This is a genomic window from Streptomyces sp. NPDC053513, from assembly GCF_044544765.1.
GTDB classification, from domain to species: Bacteria; Actinomycetota; Actinomycetes; order Streptomycetales; family Streptomycetaceae; genus Streptomyces; species Streptomyces litmocidini.
Window position 1 is genome coordinate 379,635 of record NZ_JBITXP010000003.1, and the last position, 17,362, is coordinate 396,996.

Below are 17,362 nucleotides of genomic sequence, written 5' to 3' on the forward strand. Positions count from 1 at the left end.
CGGCCCACCCCGTTTTTTTACTGTTTACATCCGGCCTGGCCGGGGGCGGGCCCGCCCCCCCCCCCCCCCCGGGGGGGCGCCCCCCCCCCCGGGGGGGGGGGGGCGCCGCGCCGCAGTGCCGTGCGGAGGGAGATCAGACCGCCGGGGACGGGAAGGTCGGGTACTCCACGCCGGAGACGTGCTGGACGACCCGGATGACCTGGCACGAGTAGCCGAACTCGTTGTCGTACCACAGGTACAGGATCGCGTTGTCGCCGTCGACCTTGGTCGCGCCGGCGTCGACGATGGACGCGTGGCGCGAGCCGACGAAGTCCATCGAGACGGCGTCGGGGGCCGTGGTGAAGTCGATCTGGCGCTTCAGCGGCGAGTGCAGCGAGACGTCGCGGAGGTACTCCAGGACCTCCTCGCGGGTGGTCTCGCGGCCCAGGCGCAGGCTCAGGATGGCGATCGAGACGTCCGGGACGGGGACGCGGATCGAGCTGCCGGTGATCGGCGCCTTCAGGTCGGGCAGTGCCTTGGCCACGGCGGAGGCGGCACCCGTCTCCGTGATGACCATGTTGAGCGGCGCGGAGCGGCCGCGGCGGTCGGCCTTGTGGTAGTTGTCCAGGAGGTTCTGGTCGTTCGTGAACGAGTGGACCGTCTCCACGTGGCCGCGCAGCACGCCGTACTCGTCGTCCATGGCCTTCAGCGGCGGGACGATGGCGTTGGTGGTGCAGGAGGCGCAGGACAGGATCTGCTCGTCCGGCTTCACCGTGTCGTGGTTGACGCCGTGCACGATGTTCGGCACGTCGCCCTTGCCGGGCGCGGTCAGGACGACCTTGTCGATGCCGGGGCGCAGGTGCTTGGAGAGGCCCTCGCGGTCCCGCCACTTGCCGGTGTTGTCGATGAGGATGGCGTTCTCGATGCCGTACGCCGTGTAGTCGACCTCGGAGGGGTCGTTGGCGTAGATCACCTTGATCGTGTTGCCGTTGGCGACGATGGTGCCGTTCGCCTCGTCGACCGTGATCGTGCCCTGGAACTGGCCGTGGATGGAGTCGCGGCGCAGCAGCGAGGCGCGCTTCACGAGGTCCTGGTCGCCGCCGCCGCGGACGACGATCGCGCGCAGGCGCAGACCGTTGCCCGAGCCGGCCTTCTCGATGAGGAGACGGGCGACGAGGCGGCCGATGCGGCCGAAGCCGTAGAGGACGACGTCGCGTCCGTCACGGCGCTCGATCTTGTTCTCGCCGATGGCGCCCGCGACGGCCTCGGCGGTGAACTCCGCCACCGAGAGACCGCGGTCGTCGGTCTTGTAGTCGGCGGCCAGCACGCCGATGTCGATCTGGCACGGGCCCAGGTCGAGCGTCGTGAGCGTCTCGAGGAACGGCAGCGTCTCGGTGACCGAGAGCTCCTCGCCGTCGATCTGCCGGGCGAAGCGGTGGGTCTTGAGGATGCTGACCACCGACTTGTTCACCAGGGAGCGGCTGTGGACCAGGACGGTGACGTCCTGCTCCCGGTGCAGCTTCCCGATGATCGGGATCATCGACTCCGCGATCTCCTCGCGGTTCTTCCAGCTGGTGAACGAGTCGTCATTGACAGTCACAAGATTATCTTTCGAGCTAGGCGGCGCTCATATGGTAACCCCCGGTCGGTTTGATCAATCAAGGGGTGCCGAACCGTACGATGGGTCACGTCGGGAACCGCCGCGGTCGGGCGGACCCACCTACCAGGATGCGGGGGCATGGTGGTGAAGTTCGGGCTGCTCGGATCACTCGTCGTCCACGACGGGACGGAGCCACGGCCGGTGTCCGGCCCCAAGGTCCGCGTCCTCCTCGCCGCCCTGCTGCTCCAGGCCAACCGCCCGGTCTCCCGGGACGCCCTCAAGGAAGCCCTCTGGGGCGACTCGATCCCCGCCAGCGCCGACGCGGCCCTCGCCAACCACCTCACCAGGCTCCGCCGCGTCCTCGCCGCCGCCGACGGCGGCACCGACGAGCGGCTGCGCACCGTCGCCCCCGGCTACCAGCTGATCGTCCACGAGGACGAACTCGACGCCGACGTCTTCGAGGCCCGGGTCCGGGCCGTGCGCCGGGCGCACCAGCGGGAGGACTGGGAGGCGGTCCGCCGGGAGGCCGCCCTCGCCATGCCCCTGTGGCGCGGCACCCCCCTCGCGGACCTCGCCCCCTTCTCCGACACCGAGGGGCCCGCGCTCCGCGTCGACCAGCTCGTGGAGGCGCGCCTCCAGGCCCTCGAATGGAGCTTCGACGCCGAGCTGTCCCTCGGCCGCCACCACGAGGCCGTCGCCCCGCTCGCCACCCTGGCGGGGGAGCACCCGCTGCGCGAGGGCTTCCACTGGCGCCTCATGCTCGCCCTCCACCGCTCAGGCCGGCAGGCCGAGGCCTTCTCCGTCTTCCACCGGCTGCGCCGGAACCTGGTCGACGAGCTCGGCACGGAACCCGGCGCCGCCGTCCAGGAGGCCCACGCGGAGCTGCTCGCGGGCGAACCCGCGCCCGCCCCCGCCCCCCGCGCCGCCACGGCCCGCCCGCCCTTCCAGCTGCCCTGCGAGGGCGAGGCCTTCACGGGCCGGGAGACCGAGGCGGCGACCGTACGGGCACTGCTGGGCGTACGACCGGAGCGCGACGTCCCCGAGCCGGGACCGCCCGGGGCGCACGAGGCCCCGGCCCAGGACGCCGGCACCGGCCCGGCCGACGACGGGGGCGCGGGCACGGCCGGTGTCGCCCGTGCGGGCGCGGGCGACGGCCCTGGCGGAGCCGGTGGTACGGGTGGGGGCACCGGTCTCCGCAGGGGGACGGGCGTCGGCGGAGCCGGCCGTGCGGGCGCGGGTGGCGGCCCGGACGGCGCAGGTCCTGCGGGCGGAGGCGGCGGCGGACGCACGGGCGTGGGCGCGGACGGCGGGGGCCGGAGCGGGACCGTCCGGGCCCGGGCCGTCGTGATCTCCGGCATGGGCGGTGTCGGCAAGACCGCCCTCGCGATGCACGTGGCGCACCAGGTGCGCGAGGACTTCCCGGACGGCGCCCTCTACGCCGACCTGCGCGGCTACGGCGCCGGCGGCGCGCGCACCGCCCACGAACTGCTCGCCCGCTTCCTGTCCGACCTGGGCGTCCGCCAGGACGCCCTGCCCGAGGACACCGACGACCGCGCCCTCCTCTTCCGGTCGGCGCTCGCCGAGCGCCGCGTCCTCCTGGTCCTCGACAACGCGCGCAACGCCGCCCACGTCGCCCCCCTGCTGCCCGCCGGCGGGCACAGCGCCGCCCTGATCACCAGCCGCCAGCTCCTCGCCGACCTGCCGCGCTCCGCCAGGGTCCCGCTGTCCCCGCTGCCCGAGCCCGACCAGTACGCACTCCTCGCCAAGCTCGCCGGCGCCGAGCGGGTGCGGAGCGAGCCCGAGGCCCTGGCCGCCATCATGGCCGCCTGCGGAGGCCTCCCGCTCGCCCTGCACATCGTCGGCGGCCGGCTGGCCTCCCGGCCCTCCTGGCCCCTCGCGCTCCTGGCGAAACGGCTCACCCCCCACCGGGGCCGGCTGGACACCCTCGCCATGGGGGAGTTCGACGTCCGCCGCACCTTCGCCATGAGCTACGTGGCCATGCGGGACGGCGAACAGCCGTTGGAGCGCGAGGCGGCCCGCGCCTTCAGGCTCCTGGGCCGGGTGTGGCCGGGCCACGCGGTCACCCCGCAGTCCGCCGCGGCGCTCCTCGACGTCACGGAGGCCCGGGCCGCCGCCGTCCTCGACGTCCTCGCCGACGCCCACCTCGTCCTCAACCCCGAGCCCGACCGGTACCTGCTGCACGACCTGCTCGGCGAGTACGCGGCGCAGCGGGACGAGGAGGACACCGAGCAGGAGCGCACCGCGGCCCTGATCCGGCTGCTCTCCTGGTACGCCGCGGCCCTCGCGGCGGCGACGGTGGCCGCCACCCGCGAGACGCAGTCCCCGCCACCGCTCGGCGGAGAGGCCGTGAAGGGCCTGTCGCTGCCCGAGTTCGCGGACGACGACGAGGCGATCCGGTGGACCGCGAGGGAGCTGCCGGCCGTCCGGGACGCCCTCACCCGCGCCGGGAGACTCGGCCGCTCCGACATCGCCTGGCGGATCGCGGTGGGCCTCTTCGGCCACGCGAGCACGCACTGGTGGACGGGGGAGTGGGACGCCTGTCTGGAGCAGGCCATGGACATCGCCCGGAGGCACGACGACCGGCTGGGGCAGGCCTGGCTGCACCGGCGCACGGCCGTCGCCCACGGCATGGCCTTCCGGAACGAGGCCTGCCTGGAGCACCTCGGGATCGCCCTGGAGCTCTTCACCGAGCGCGCGGACCTCACGGCCCAGGCGTCGATCCTCGGCAACATGTCGGCGGTGTACCTGCAGATCGGGGACTCCGAGCGGGCGCTCGTCCACGCCGAGCGCTCCCGCGACCTCTACCGCGCGACCCGGAACACCCGCGGCGAGGCGCTCCTCCTCAGCCGGATCGCGGACGTCCACAAGATGCGCGGCGAGCCGGACCTGGCGGCCGCGGACTACCGGCGGGTCATCGAGCTGATCAGGGGGACCGGGCACGGGGTGTTCCTCGCCACCGCCCTCACCAACTACGGCGACGTGCTGCGCCTCCTCGGCGAGCGCGACGAGGCCTTCGAGGTCCTGGCAGAGGCGCTCGCCATCCGGCTGCGGATGGACGACCACGGGGGCACGGCGGACTGCCTCGTCTTCACGGCCCGGGCCCACCACCACTTCGGGGAGCGGGACGCGGCCCGCGAGACCTGGGAGTGGTGCCTGGAGCTCTCCCGCCGGTACGACATCGCCAAGCGGATCGACGACTGCCTGGAGGGCCTGAAGGCCCTCGCCTCCGAGGCCCTCGCCCCCCAGCCCCTCGTCTCAGAGGCCCCGGCGCCCCGGCCCGGGACGCCCCCGGCCCGGCAGGACGGGGGCCTTCCCTAGGAGGCGCCCCCAGGGGACGTCCTCCGGGGGAGCGTTCTCGGGCCGGCAGCGGTCCGTCACCGGGCCGGCGCGCGGCGCTCCCGGACGGCGGCGAGGCGCTCCTCGAGCGCCGCGCGGCGCTCGGGCCACTCCTCGGCGACGATCGAGAAGACGGCGGAGTCCCGGAGGCGCCCCTCCTCGCCCGGGGCCCAGGAGGCGGCCCAGTTGCGCAGGACGCCCTCGAAGCTCGCGCCGACGCCCGCGATCGCGGCCCGCGAGCGGGCGTTGCGGGCGTCGGTCTTGAGGTCGACCCGGGCCACGTCCCAGCTCTCGAAGGCGTGCCGGAAGAGCAGGTACTTGGCCTCGGTGTTCACCCCGGTGCCCTGGGCGGAGGAGGCGAGCCAGGTGTAGCCGATCTCGACCGCGCACAGGCCCTCCCCGGAGGGCCACGGGCGCGGGTCCAGGAAGGCGGTGGCGCCGACCACCCGGCCGGTCGCCGGGTCGACCTGGACGTACGGGACGACCCTGCCGTCGGCGGCGCGGCCGAGCTGCGCGTCGACGTAGGCCCCGGCCTCCTCCCGGCGCGGCACCCAGGTGAAGCCGTACGCGTCCCGGTTCTCCTCCGCCGCCTCCGCGAGGCCGGCGGCGTGGTGACGTCCCAACGGCTCCAGGCGGACGAACGCGCCCTCCAGAACCGGCCCTTCCTCCATGAAACCCATCAGTCCGCACCCCGTACGCGTCGAGCCGTCCACGATCGTCGATCGTTCGATCAGGGTGCAGGGTCGCAGACCGACGGCCCGGCGGCACCTCGGTTTCGCCCGGCGGTCAGACGAAGGCGAGGGCCCGGAAGCCGTCCCTGACCCGGGCCAGCGGGCCGGGGTCCCGGGTGAGGCGGAGCCGGTTGGTGAGCAGGACGGCCCAGCGGCCGCGTGCGGGCGACACCCACAGGGCCGTGCCGGTGAAGCCGAAGTGAGCCCAGACGTCCTCCGCCGGTGCCGTGCCCGGCGCCGGATGCCAGAACAGCCCGCGCGGCGGGACGAGCCGCCCGGTGCGGACGCGCAGGGACGCCGCGGTCCACTCGGCGGAGAAGGTGCCGGGCACCGGGACGAGGAGGTGGCGCAGGAAGCGGCCGATGTCGGCGGCGGTGGTGAAGACCCCCGCGATCCCGCAGGCGCCGCCGAGGAGCCGGGCCGAGAAGTCGTGGACGGTGCCCCGGAGCGGGGCGCCGCTCTCCTCGTCGTACTCGGTGGGCGCGCACCGCTCCCGGGCCTCGGCGGGCAGCGGCCCGTACCGGGTCTCCGTCATGGCGAGGGGCGTCCAGACCCGGTCCCGGGCGAGCCGGGGAAGCGGCTGCCGGGTGAGGTGCTCGGCGAGGTAGCCGAGGACCAGGGCCGCCCGGTCGGTGTACGCGACGGCCTCGCCGGGCCGGTGCCGCAGGGGCTCGGCGAGGACGCCGTCGCGGACGTCCTGCGGATCGGAGCCGTACAGGTGCCGGAGGTTGGCGCGGAGCGGGAGGCCCGCGGTGTGGGTGAGGAGGTGGTGCGCCGTCGCCCCGGCGAGCGGCCGGTCCGCGACCTCGGGCCAGTACGAGCCGAGCGGGGCGGACAGGTCGAGCTTCCCGGCGTCGACGAGCGTGCCGACGACCGCCCAGACCGCGAGGACCTTGGTGAGGCTCGCGACGTCGAAGAGGGTGTCCGGGCGGGTCGGTGCGCCGGGGTGCGCCGGGTCGAGCAGTCCGACCGCCCCGGACGAGAGGGTCGTCCGGGCGTCGCCCACGGCCCATGCGGCGCCCGGGTACGTGCCCGCCCGCGCCGCCTCGTCGAGGAGCCGCTCGAAGGGGTCGCTGCGCTCTGCCAAGGCGTGCCTCCGACGGTCCGGGGAGGTTCGGAGCGCGGTCCCGGCCGGGAGGCCGACGGACCGCGCTCCGAAGTCATGCCCCGGGCATACCGGAAGACACCCTTCCGTCAGTGCCCGTCGCCCTCCGGGGCGGTCGGCACGCAGGTCACCTCGTCGCGCGGGGTGTAGTGGGTCTTGTAGGTCTCCCGCTTGACCTCGACGCCGTCGTTCTTGAAGACGCGGTCCACCGCGATGTCGAAGCCCTCCAGGGGCGTCTGCGGCACACAGGCCTTGCCGGTGCCCTCGCGCTTCGTGGGCTGCGTGATGTTCGTGCGCGGACCGGCGACCGCCTCGACGGAGTCGTACTTCTTCGTGCCGAGGAAGCTCACGGTGACCGAGGAGTCCGTGGCGCTCGCCTTGATGTAGATCGGCTTGCCCGTGTCGTTGCGGAACTTCAGGTCGAGCGAGCCCCAGGCCACGGTCGCCTCCCGGCCGGCCGGGTAGCGCTCGATGTAGAAGGAGTGGGCGCCGTGCTCGACGGGCTGCACCCCCGCGAAGAACATGGCGTTGTAGACGGTGGTGGCCATGGCCGACACGCCGCCGCCGGGCGCGGAGCGGTACGAGCCGTCGAGGATCATCGTGCCGTCGACGAAGCCGTTGTCCGGGGTCCGCTCGCCGACCGTCTTGTTGAAGCTCCACACCTCGCCCGGCTGCACCAGCGAGCCGTTGATGAGCTCGGCGGCCCGGCCGATGTTCGTGGTCCGGTACGGCGCGGTGGGGAAGTTCACCGTGAACGTCGACATCTGCTCCTTGATGCCCAGACGGGCCAGGGAGGCGGAGGTCAGCCCGGGCTCGGTGACCGTGGTGGCCACCGGAGCCGTACGGGCCGCGTCGCCCGTCCTGGTGAGCAGCGGGCGCACGGCGTCGCCCAGGGCCTTCGCGGTCACCTCGTGGCCCGGCCGGCCCTCCGACTCCACGACCACCCTGCCGTCCCGCACCCCGAGGGAGCCCTCCACCGGCGCGTTCGTCAGCGCGGCGAGGGGCCGCGCCACGTCCGGGTCGCGGCGCAGCGCCTGCTCGTCGAGGGCAGCGGTGAGACGGCCGCCGTCGTTCCTGACGGTGAGGTGGTCGGCGAGCGTGTCGGGGGAGATCCGCAGCCGCTGGCCGGCCGCCGTGAGCGTCACGGGGCCGGAGACGGCGGGCTTCGCGTACGTGTCGAGGAAGCGGGACACCTCGGCGGCGGGCAGCTTCGGCTCGGTCACCGAGACGGGGAGCGTCACGGCGGAGGCTCCCGTGGCGGCCGGGTAGGCCGCGCGCAGGGACTCGGCGGCGCGGTCCGTGTCCAGCTTGCTGCCCGTGACGGGCCGGGTCGCGACGGCCTTGCCGTCGCGGAAGGCGACGGAGCCCTCGCGGACCGCCCGGTCGTTCTCCTCGGCCAGACCGGCCACGGCGGCCCGGGTCTTGGCCTCGTCGTACGCGAGCACCGGCCGGATCTCGCGCGCGTCGGAGGAGAACAGCCGCTTGATCACGGTGACGGGGTCGCGGGAGGGGTCGGCCGCCAGATCGGCGGTCTTCGCGACGTCCACGGTCAGACCGGCGGCGGCCGGGTCCACGGTGGCGGCGCGGTCGCCGACCCGCACGGGTATCGGCGCCTTCCAGGAGGCCGGGGCCGCGGCCGTCAGCTTGGCCCGGGCCTCGGCGCGGCTCATGCCGCCGATGTCCACGCCGTCGACCCGGGTGCCGGCGGATATGTCGTCCCCGGTGGCGACCAGTCCCGCCACGTACAGGCCCCCCGCGGCGACGGCCACCACACCTGTCGCGATCGCCGCCGTCCGAAGACGCGGACGGCGCCCCTCGCGGGGCGTCGGGGCAAGGTCGGTCGTGGAGCGGGGCACACGCTCTCCCGGGGCGTCGAGGAATCGGGGCAACCACACGACGGTACGCCGAAAGAGTGTCTTATGCACATAAGGATGGTTTGACCTGCGGTGATACGGAGTGCGCCGAATCGATCACGAAACGTGCGCCCGAACGGGCGTGGACGGACGCCCCGAGCCCCGAAAACCCACCCGCGCGACGCCCCCGACCCCGGGCCCCGTTTCCGCCGGCACGGACGCGCCTACGGGCCCCCGCCTCCGCCGGCCCGGGCCACGCCCTGCGGGGCGGCACCCCCGCCCGCGTGGGGCCCGCGCCCGGCGGGGCGGCGCCCCTCCCGCACCTCCGTGGGGGCCGCGCCCTGCGGGGCGGTGCCGCCGCGTGTGGGGCCCGCGCCCGGCTGGGCGTTGCCCCCGCCCACCTCCGTGTGGGCAATCGTCCCGCTGGGGCGGGACGGGTGGGCACACGGGACGGCGCCCATCAGCGGCGCCTCCGCGTCCCGCGCCTGAACCCGCACCACGGGCTCGGTGCACCTAGGGGTGCGGGTCAGGGCGCGGGAGCCTCGGGCGCCGGCAGGGCGCGGGTCCGTTGTGCCCACCCGTTCCGCCCCAGCGGAACGACTGCCCACAACGGGGTGGGCGAGGGCACCGGCGGGTGCAGCCCGCAACGGAAGCGGGAGGGGCGGGCGCAGCCCGCGACGGGGAGCGGGAGGCGGGCGCCCGCGACGGGGGCGCAGGGGTGGGCACCGCCCCGGGCGGCGGGCCCACGACGGCGGGGGCACCGCCCGGTGGGCGCCCGCGGCGAGGGCGGGTAGGGGCGGCCCCGGCGGGCGCGTGCCCGTAAGGAGGTGGGCGGGGCGGCTGCCCGCGACGGCGGACGGGCGCCGCCCGTCTAAGCTGGGGCGATGCCCCCCACCCCCGGCCCCCAGTCCGTAGCACGCGCCCTCGTCGTGCTCGACGTCGTCGCCGACGCGGACCGGCCCGTGGGGGCGAAGGCGCTGGCCCGGGAGCTCGGCTGCGCCCTCTCGACCGTCTACCACCTGACCGCTCCCCTCCTCGCCCGCGGCTACCTCGTCCGCACCGCCGAGGGATACGCGCCCGGCCCCCGCGTCCCGGCCCTGTACCGCTCCCACCAGCGGCACCACGGGCTCGGCGCCGGCACCGGTGAACTCCTGGGCCGGCTGCGGCGGGCCACGGGCGCCGAGGCGTACCACACCGCCTACCGCGATGGCCTGATCACCGTCCTCGACACCACCGCCCCCGTCACGGACGCCGGCCACCCCTTCGCCCCGGGCCCCGAACCCCGCGCCCACGCGACCGCCCACGGCAAGGCGCTGCTGGCCGCGCTGCCGCGCCCGCTGCGCCGCCGCTATCTGGCGGAGCACGGCATGGCCCGTTTCACCGAGCGGACGATCACCGGCGCGGAGCGCTTCGAGGCCGAGATGGACCGGGTGCGCGGTCAGGGCTTCGCCGTGTCCGTGGGGGAGGCCGACCTCGCGTACACCTGCCTCGCCGTCGCCCTGCCCGGCCCCGGCGCCGGCCGAGGTGACGGCAAGGGCGACGGCCGCGGCGCCGGCATCGTGCACGCCCTCTCCGTCTCCCTGCCCACCGCCGAGTTCGGGCGCCGCCAGGGCGAGATCCGGGCCGCCCTGGCCCGTGCCGTGCCCGACTTTCCGACCCTGCCGGAATCCTGAGCCGTCCCGCTCGCCCGCCGCACCCGGCCGCCGCAGGATGGACCCATGATCTTCATCGCCGTACGTTTCACCGTCCGCCCCGACCGCGCCGACCGCTGGCTCGACCTCGTCGACGAGTTCACGCGCGCCACCCGCGCGGAGCCCGGCAACCTCTTCTTCGACTGGTCCCGCAGCGTCGACGACCCGAACGTCTTCGTCCTCCTGGAGGCCTTCGCCGACGCGGAGGCGGGCGCCGCCCACGTCGCCTCCGACCACTTCACGGCCGGGCTCTCCGCCATGGCCGACGCCATCGCCACCACCCCCGAGATCATCAACGTCGAGGTCCCGCAGCAGGGCTGGGGCGCGATGGCCGAGCTCGCCCCGACCGGCGACTGAGGCACCCCGCCGACCACCCCGGCGCGCCCCGCCCCGCCTGATAGGTTCGCGTGGAACGTCACGTGGGACGCAGGTGGGGGCGGCGCCCCGAGGGGAGAAGCGGCACATGGCGGTGAGCGGGCGACAGACCGGCAGGCCCACCCTCGAGGAGGTCGCGGCCCGGGCCGGAGTCGGCCGGGGCACGGTCTCCCGGGTCATCAACGGCTCCCCGAAGGTGAGCGAACAGGCCAAGGCCGCCGTCGAACGGGCCGTCGCCGAACTCGGCTACGTCCCCAACCGGGCCGCCCGCGCCCTCGCCGGCAGCCGCACCGACGCGATCGCGCTCGTCATCCCCGAGACCGAGGCGCGACTCTTCGCCGAGCCGTACTTCCTCGACATCATCCGCGGGGTCAGCGCCGAACTCGCCGCCGCCGACAAGCAGTTGCTGCTGACCCTCATCCGCAGCGAACAGGAGCGGCAGCGCTTCGAGCAGTACCTCGCCGCGCAGCGCGTCGACGGCGTCCTCCTCGTCTCCGTGCACGGCGACGACCCGCTGCCCGACCAGGTCCGCGCCCTCGGCCTGCCCGCCGTCCTCAACGGCCGCCGCACCGAGGCCGAGCGCGTCGCCTTCGTCGACTCCGACAACACCGGCGCCGGCCGGACCGCCGTCGCCCACCTCGCCGCCCGCGGCAGGCAGCGGATCGCCACCGTCACCGGCCCGCTCGACATGTACGTGGCCCGCTGCCGCCTCGACGGCTACCGCGAGGGCCTCACGGAGGCCGGACTCGCACCCGACGAGACGCTCGTCGCCCACGGCGACTTCACCGAGGAGGGCGGCCGGCGGGCCATGCGGGAGCTCCTGGACCGCCGGCCCGACCTGGACGCCGTCTTCGCCGCCTCCGACGTGATGGCGGCCGGCGCGCGGAGCGTCCTGCGGGAGGCGGGCCGCCGGGTGCCGGAGGACGTGGCCCTCGTCGGCGTCGACGACTCGGCGGTCGCCCGGCTCATGGACCCGCCGCTGACGAGCGTGCGGCAGCCCATCGAGGAGATGGGCCGCGCCATGGCGCGCCTGCTCCTGGAGGAGATCGCCTCGCCCGGCGCCCCGGACGACCAGCCGCGCAGGGTGCTGCCGACCGAACTCGTCGTCCGCGCCTCCTCCTGACGCCGACGGGCCGACGCCGCCCGGCCGATGCCGACGGGCCGACGTCAACGGGCCGACGTCAACGGGTCTACGCAGACAAGCCGCCGCCGACAAGCCGACGCCGCCGGTCGCCCCCGGCCCGCCCGCGCCCCCCCCGGTGCCGAGATGCAGCCGCCCCGGGGGCCTCGGAGAATGGACATCTACGGGGCCCGTATCCGCGAACAGGGCGCTCCCGACGGCGTCCGACCCGGCAAGGGGGCGGTGGACGATGTCGCTGCGCAGGCCGAACCGGTCGCCCGAGGCGCCCGGCGCGCTGCGCAACCTGATCCTGGTGTACCTCCTGGTCGTCACCGTGCTGACCATCGCGTACCTGGAGGTCCCCGCCCGGCACACCATCCTGTGGGCGCTCATCGGGCTCAGCGGCGTCGTCGCCATCCTCGTCGGCGTCCGCCGGAACCGACCGTCCCGGCGCTGGCCCTGGCTGGTGCTCGCCGCCGCCAACCTCACCTTCGTGAGCGGCGACACCGCCTACAACGCCCTGGAGGCCTTCTTCGGCCAGACCAGACCCTTCCCGTCCGTCGCGGACGCCCTCTACCTGGTCACCTACCCGCTGTTCGCGATCGGCCTGTACGGATTCATCCGCTACCGGGCCGTCGGCCGCGACCTCGGCGTCCTCCTCGACGCCCTGATCCTCACCTCGGGGCTCGCGCTGCTCTGCTGGGTCAACCTCATCACCCCGCTCGCCAGGAGCGAGGGCATGACCTGGATCGAGAAGGCCATCTCCATCGCGTATCCCCTCGGCGACGTGCTGATGCTCGCGATGCTCGCCCGGCTCCTCGTCCCCGGCGGGCTGCGCTCCCGGGCCGTGCAGCTCCTCACCCTCGGCACCTGCGGCATCCTCGCCTCCGACGTCATCTACGGCATCAAACAGCTCGACGGCACCTGGCAGGTCGGCACCCCCTGGGACCTCGGCTGGGTCGTCTTCTTCACGGCCTGGGGCCTCGCCGCCCTCCACCCCTCCATGACCGGTCTCACCGAGCGCGCCCCCGAACCGGCCCCGCACGTCGCCGAGCGGCGGCTCGCGCTGCTCGCCGGGGCCTCCCTCGTCGCCCCCGGCCTGCTGCTCCTCCAGTCGCTGCGCCACGCGCAGAGCAAGGACATCGCCGTCATCGCGATCTTCTCGGCCCTGATGTTCCTGCTGGTCCTCGCCCGGCTCTGGGGCATGATGAGCGACCACGGCAAGGCCGAGGCCCACGAGCGCGGCCTCCGGCTCGCCGCGGCCTCCCTCGTCGCCGCCCTCAGCCCCCGCGAGGTCGCCGGGGCGGTCGAGACGGCCTCCGCGACCCTCTTCGGCGCCGGCACCTCCCACCAGGTCCTCCTCCTCGTCCGGGACCGCCGCGGCGGCCTCACCGCCGTGGCCACCGCCGAACACCCCTGGAGCTGCCGCACCGACGAACTGATCCGGCCCCGCGGCACCCCCTGGCACGAGCTGGTCGCCGAAGGCGCCCGGCTGCTCCCGCTGACCCGGCTCGACCCGTCCGTCGCCGCCGAGATCACGCCCGAGACCCACGTCCTGCTCTGCCCCCTGGAACTCCAGGCCCCCTCCGGCGGCGAGCCGCTGCTCGGCGTGCTGCTCTTCGCGGGGCCCGAGAAGAAGCTCGCGGAGATCTCCGCCCCCGCCCAGTCCCTCGCCTCCCAGACGGCCCTGGCCCTCGAACGCTTCGGGCTCAGCGAGGAGGTCAACCGCCGCACCAGCGAGGCCTACTTCCGCACCCTCGTGCACAACACCTCGGACGTCATCCTGATCCTGGACGACGACGACACCATCCGGTACGCCAGCCCCTCGGCCGAGTCCATGTTCGGCCGCTCCCTGCTGCCCGGCACGCCGCTCACCGAACTCCTCGCCCCCGCCGACACGGCGAGCGCCCTGCGCCTCGTCGCCGACGCGCGCGCCCACGGCGCCGTCGACGCCCGGGACGACTGGAAGCTGGTGCACGGCGGCTCCGGGGAGCTGGAGGCCGAGGTCCGGTGCAGCAACCTGCGCGACGAGCGCACCGTCCACGGCCTCGTCCTCACCCTCCGCGACGTCACCGAGCAGCGGAAACTGGAGCGGGAACTGACCCACCGGGCGTTCCACGACTCGCTCACCGGCCTCCCCAACCGGGTCCTGCTCCTCGAACGCATCGAGCGGGCCCTGCTCCGCGGCCGCCGCGAGTCCACCCTGACCTGCATGCTCTTCGTCGACATCGACGACTTCAAGGTCGTCAACGACACCATGGGGCACTCCGTCGGCGACGAACTGCTCGTCGCCGTCGCCCGCCGCCTCACCTCGGTCCTGCGGCTCACCGACACCGCGGCCCGGCTCGGCGGCGACGAGTTCGCCGTCCTCATCGAGGGGGCGCGCGAGCCCCGCGACGCCGAGGCCCTCGCGGCCGAGATCGTGCACACCCTCGGCCAGCCGTTCCCCCTGACCGACGGCGCCGTGTCCGTGTCGACCAGCGTCGGCATCGCGACCGTGCTCGACAGCGCCCACGCCGAGGAGCTCCTCGGCCACGCCGACCTCGCCCTGTACGCGGCCAAGGCCGCCGGCAAGAAGCGGTGGCGGCTCTTCCACCCCGAACTGCACTCCCGGCTCGTCGCCCGCCACGAGCTCCAGGCGGGCATGGACCGGGCCATCGCCGACCACGCCTTCGCCCTGCGCTACCAGCCGATCGTCGAGGTGGACGACGGTGCCCCGGCCGGCCTCGAAGCGCTCATCCGCTGGCCGCACGCCCGCCGCGGCATGGTGCCGCCCGACCAGTTCATCACCCTGGCCGAGGAGAGCGGCCACATCATGCCGCTGGGCGCCTGGGTCCTGGAGCACGCGGCACTCGACATCGCCCGCTGGCAGCGCGCCGACCCCGGCCGCGCCCCGCTGCGGGCGAACGTGAACGTCTCCGCCCGGCAGTTCCGCGACCCCGGGTTCCTCGAAGAGGTACGGCGTGCCCTCCACTCCTCCGGACTCGCGCCCGGCTCGCTCGTCCTGGAGCTCACCGAGACCGTCCTCATGCGCGGGGACGCCCAGATCGGGACCACCATGTCCGCCCTGAAGGAGCTGGGAGTCGGCATCGCCATCGACGACTTCGGCACCGGCTTCTCCTCGCTCAGCTACCTCCGCGAGTTCCCCATCGACGTCCTCAAGGTCGACAAGTCGTTCATCGACGACATCACCACCGACCCGCAGCAGGTGGCGCTCATGGAGGGCATCGTGCGCATCGCCGACGTCCTCGGCCTCCAGGTCGTCGCCGAGGGCATCGAGCACGAGGAACAGCGGGCGCTGCTCGCCGAGATGGGCTGCCGCTACGGGCAGGGCTACCTCTTCGCCCGCCCCATGACCGCCCACCAGGCCGAGTCCTATCTGCACCGCGCCCCGCCCGCGGGCGCCCGGCCCGGGGCTCGGCCCGCCGCCCGTCAGACCGTCCGGCTCGCGGGCCCCGCCCCGGCCGTCCGCAGCACCTCCCGGACGCCGCGCGAGTCCCGCTGGCGGGACCTGGAACACCTCCAGCGGACCAGCCTCATGTGCGACGCCGTCATCGACGAGGTGGACGGCCGTCGCATCCGGGTCGGCGACGACTGGCTCGTCGACTTCGCCTCCTGCAACTACCTCGGCTTCGACCTCGAACCCTCCGTCATCGAGGCCATCGAGCCCGAGGTCCGGAAGTGGGGCACCCACCCCAGCTGGTCCCGGCTCATCGGCAGCCCCCGGCTCTACCCCCGCATCGAGGAGCGGCTCACCGAACTCCTCGGCGCCCCCGACACCCTGCTGCTGCCCACCATCACCCTCATCCACCAGTCCGTCATCCCGCTCCTCGCCGGCACCGGTCAGGTCTTCGTGGAGGCACAGGCCCACCGCACCGTGTACGACGGCTGCGTCGGCGCGCGGGGGCAGGGCGCCGAGATCCACCGCTTCCGCGCCGACCGGCCGGAGGAGCTGGCGGGCCTGCTGCGCGGCGCGCCCGCCGACGCCGGTCGGCTCGTCTGCATGGACGGCGTCAACAGCATGACCGGCAACTACCCCGACCTGCCCGCCCTCGCCCGGATCTGCCGGGAGAACGGCGCCCTGCTGTACGTCGACGACGCCCACGGCTTCGGCGTCATAGGGGAGCGCCGCGCCGACGAGAGCAGCCCGTACGGCTCGCGCGGCAACAGCATCGTCCGCCACCTCGGCGAGACGTACGACAACCTGGTCCTGGTCGGCGGCTTCTCCAAGGCCTTCTCCTCGCTGCTCGCCTTCCTCGCCGTACCGAAGTGGCTCAAGGACCACCTCAAGGTGGCGGCGGCCCCGTACCTGTACTCGGGACCCTCGCCGACCGCCTCGCTCGCCACCGCCCTCGCCGGACTCGACCTCAACGACGAGCGCGGGGACGAGATCAGGGCCCGCCTCTACCGCAGGACGACCCGCGTCCTCGCCCACGTGCGGGGCCTGGGCATCGCCACCCCCAACACCGACGGACTGCCGATCATCGAGATCCCCCTCGGCGACGCCGGAGACCTCGACGCCGTCGCCACGTTCCTCTGGGAGCGCGGCATCTACGTGACGCTCGCCTCGTACCCGCTCGTCCCGCGCGACCGGGTCGGCTTCCGCATCCAGGTCACGGCCGCCAACACCGACGAGGAGATCGACCAGCTGTGCGCGGCCCTCACGGAGCTCGCCGCGCGGTTCGCCCTGCAGTCCGACGCGGCCGTCCGCCCCGTCGCGGCCGGCCGGTCCGCGGAGGAGTGATGGGCCGGATCCCGCCGGGCCCCCCGGAGACGGGCCGGGTACGCCACAACCGGGACGCCGACTGGAACGACTGGCCCGTCGCCGACTACCTCGCCGAGAACTACCGCAGGCTCCACCCCTGCGACGTCGGCGTCATCCACCACCACGCCGCCGTCTACCGGCGCTTCGCCCCGGGAGCCCTGTCCCGCACCGTGGAACTCGGCGCCGGCCCCAACCTGTACCCACTGATGCTGGCGGCCGCCGCGAGCCGCGGCGTCGACGCCCTCGAACCGAGCGCCGCCAGCGTCCGCTACCTGTGCGGACAGCTCGCCCACGGCGTCGACGACAGCTGGCGGCCCTTCTACGCCCTGTGCCGCTCCCTCGCCCCCGGCCTCCCGGCCGACTCCGCGGAGGCGCTCCGCCGGGTCCGGGTCGTCCGGGGCACCGCCGACGACTTGGTCCCCGGCACCTACGACCTCGCCTCGATGAACTTCGTCGCCGAGAGCGTCACCGAGGACTTCGGCGAGTTCACCGCCCTCTGCGACGCCTTCGTCCACGCCGTGCGCCCCGGCGGCACGCTCCTCGCCGCCTTCATGGAACGCATGCCGAGCTACCGCATCGGGACCGGCCCGGTCTGGCCGGCCTGCCCGGTCGACGAAGCCGCCCTGCGAGCCGTGTTCACCCCCCGTACCACCGGGCTGCGGATCGTCGGGCTCGCGAAGGACCGCACCCTGCCCGAGTACGGAGACACCGGCGTCCTGCTGCTCACCGCCGAACGGCCCGCCGCCTGACGGCCTCCCGCCGCCCCGGCGCGGACCCGTCCCCGTC

The 17,362-nt window shown here is 74.6% G+C and carries 10 protein-coding genes; 6 read left to right on the top strand and 4 right to left on the bottom strand.

Annotation, left to right across the window (positions count from 1 at the left end; translation table 11 throughout):
- Positions 1–133: 133 nt before the first annotated feature.
- Positions 134–1,579 (bottom strand): glyceraldehyde-3-phosphate dehydrogenase, encoded by a 1,446-nt coding sequence (locus tag ACIGW4_RS07310; RefSeq protein WP_123458539.1) that lies wholly within the window; start codon positions 1,577–1,579, stop codon positions 134–136.
- Between the two features lie 138 nt (positions 1,580–1,717).
- Between ACIGW4_RS07310 and ACIGW4_RS07315 the strand changes: the two genes are divergently transcribed.
- Positions 1,718–4,918, top strand: a complete 3,201-nt coding sequence (locus tag ACIGW4_RS07315) for an AfsR/SARP family transcriptional regulator (RefSeq protein WP_399578961.1) — start codon at positions 1,718–1,720, stop codon at positions 4,916–4,918.
- A 56-nt stretch (positions 4,919–4,974) separates the two neighbouring features.
- Here the strand turns inward: ACIGW4_RS07315 and ACIGW4_RS07320 are convergent, their stop codons facing one another.
- The 3 genes from ACIGW4_RS07320 to ACIGW4_RS07330 form a co-directional block, all read right to left on the bottom strand.
- On the bottom strand, positions 4,975–5,616 hold the full coding sequence (locus tag ACIGW4_RS07320) for a GNAT family N-acetyltransferase (RefSeq protein ID WP_398713266.1): 642 nt from the start codon (positions 5,614–5,616) through the stop codon (positions 4,975–4,977).
- Between the two features lie 106 nt (positions 5,617–5,722).
- Entirely contained in the window at positions 5,723–6,754 is a 1,032-nt protein-coding gene (locus ACIGW4_RS07325) for a serine hydrolase (protein ID WP_123458537.1), read from the bottom strand.
- A gap of 107 nt (positions 6,755–6,861) precedes the next feature.
- Entirely contained in the window at positions 6,862–8,628 is a 1,767-nt protein-coding gene (locus tag ACIGW4_RS07330; protein ID WP_398713268.1) for a VanW family protein, read from the bottom strand.
- Between the two features lie 881 nt (positions 8,629–9,509).
- Here ACIGW4_RS07330 and ACIGW4_RS07335 point away from each other — a divergent pair.
- The 5 genes from ACIGW4_RS07335 to ACIGW4_RS07355 all read left to right on the top strand — a co-directional run bounded on the left by ACIGW4_RS07335 (position 9,510) and on the right by ACIGW4_RS07355 (position 17,325).
- Positions 9,510–10,298, top strand: a complete 789-nt coding sequence (locus ACIGW4_RS07335; RefSeq protein ID WP_398713270.1) for an IclR family transcriptional regulator — start codon at positions 9,510–9,512, stop codon at positions 10,296–10,298.
- A 45-nt stretch (positions 10,299–10,343) separates the two neighbouring features.
- Positions 10,344–10,673 carry a putative quinol monooxygenase gene (locus ACIGW4_RS07340; protein WP_123458534.1) on the top strand — a complete coding sequence of 110 codons (330 nt, stop codon included), beginning with the start codon at positions 10,344–10,346 and terminating at the stop codon, positions 10,671–10,673.
- A gap of 106 nt (positions 10,674–10,779) precedes the next feature.
- Positions 10,780–11,814, top strand: coding sequence for a LacI family DNA-binding transcriptional regulator (locus ACIGW4_RS07345; RefSeq protein ID WP_123458533.1), 1,035 nt, complete (start codon positions 10,780–10,782; stop codon positions 11,812–11,814).
- 247 nt (positions 11,815–12,061) lie between these two features.
- Positions 12,062–16,555 (top strand): aminotransferase class I/II-fold pyridoxal phosphate-dependent enzyme, encoded by a 4,494-nt coding sequence (locus ACIGW4_RS07350; RefSeq protein ID WP_399578965.1) that lies wholly within the window; start codon positions 12,062–12,064, stop codon positions 16,553–16,555.
- Positions 16,555–17,325, top strand: coding sequence for a class I SAM-dependent methyltransferase (locus tag ACIGW4_RS07355; protein WP_399578969.1), 771 nt, complete (start codon positions 16,555–16,557; stop codon positions 17,323–17,325). The genes ACIGW4_RS07350 and ACIGW4_RS07355 overlap by 1 nt, the downstream gene beginning before the upstream one ends.
- Positions 17,326–17,362: the final 37 nt, after the last annotated feature.

Coding starts and splice junctions, on each gene's coding strand:
- ACIGW4_RS07315 (WP_399578961.1), top strand. CDS start 1,718: ATGGTGGTGAAGTTCGGGCTGCTCGGATCACTCGTCGTCCACGACGGG.
- ACIGW4_RS07320 (WP_398713266.1), bottom strand. CDS start 5,616: ATGGGTTTCATGGAGGAAGGGCCGGTTCTGGAGGGCGCGTTCGTCCGC.
- ACIGW4_RS07335 (WP_398713270.1), top strand. CDS start 9,510: ATGCCCCCCACCCCCGGCCCCCAGTCCGTAGCACGCGCCCTCGTCGTG.
- ACIGW4_RS07340 (WP_123458534.1), top strand. CDS start 10,344: ATGATCTTCATCGCCGTACGTTTCACCGTCCGCCCCGACCGCGCCGAC.
- ACIGW4_RS07345 (WP_123458533.1), top strand. CDS start 10,780: ATGGCGGTGAGCGGGCGACAGACCGGCAGGCCCACCCTCGAGGAGGTC.
- ACIGW4_RS07350 (WP_399578965.1), top strand. CDS start 12,062: ATGTCGCTGCGCAGGCCGAACCGGTCGCCCGAGGCGCCCGGCGCGCTG.
- ACIGW4_RS07355 (WP_399578969.1), top strand. CDS start 16,555: ATGGGCCGGATCCCGCCGGGCCCCCCGGAGACGGGCCGGGTACGCCAC.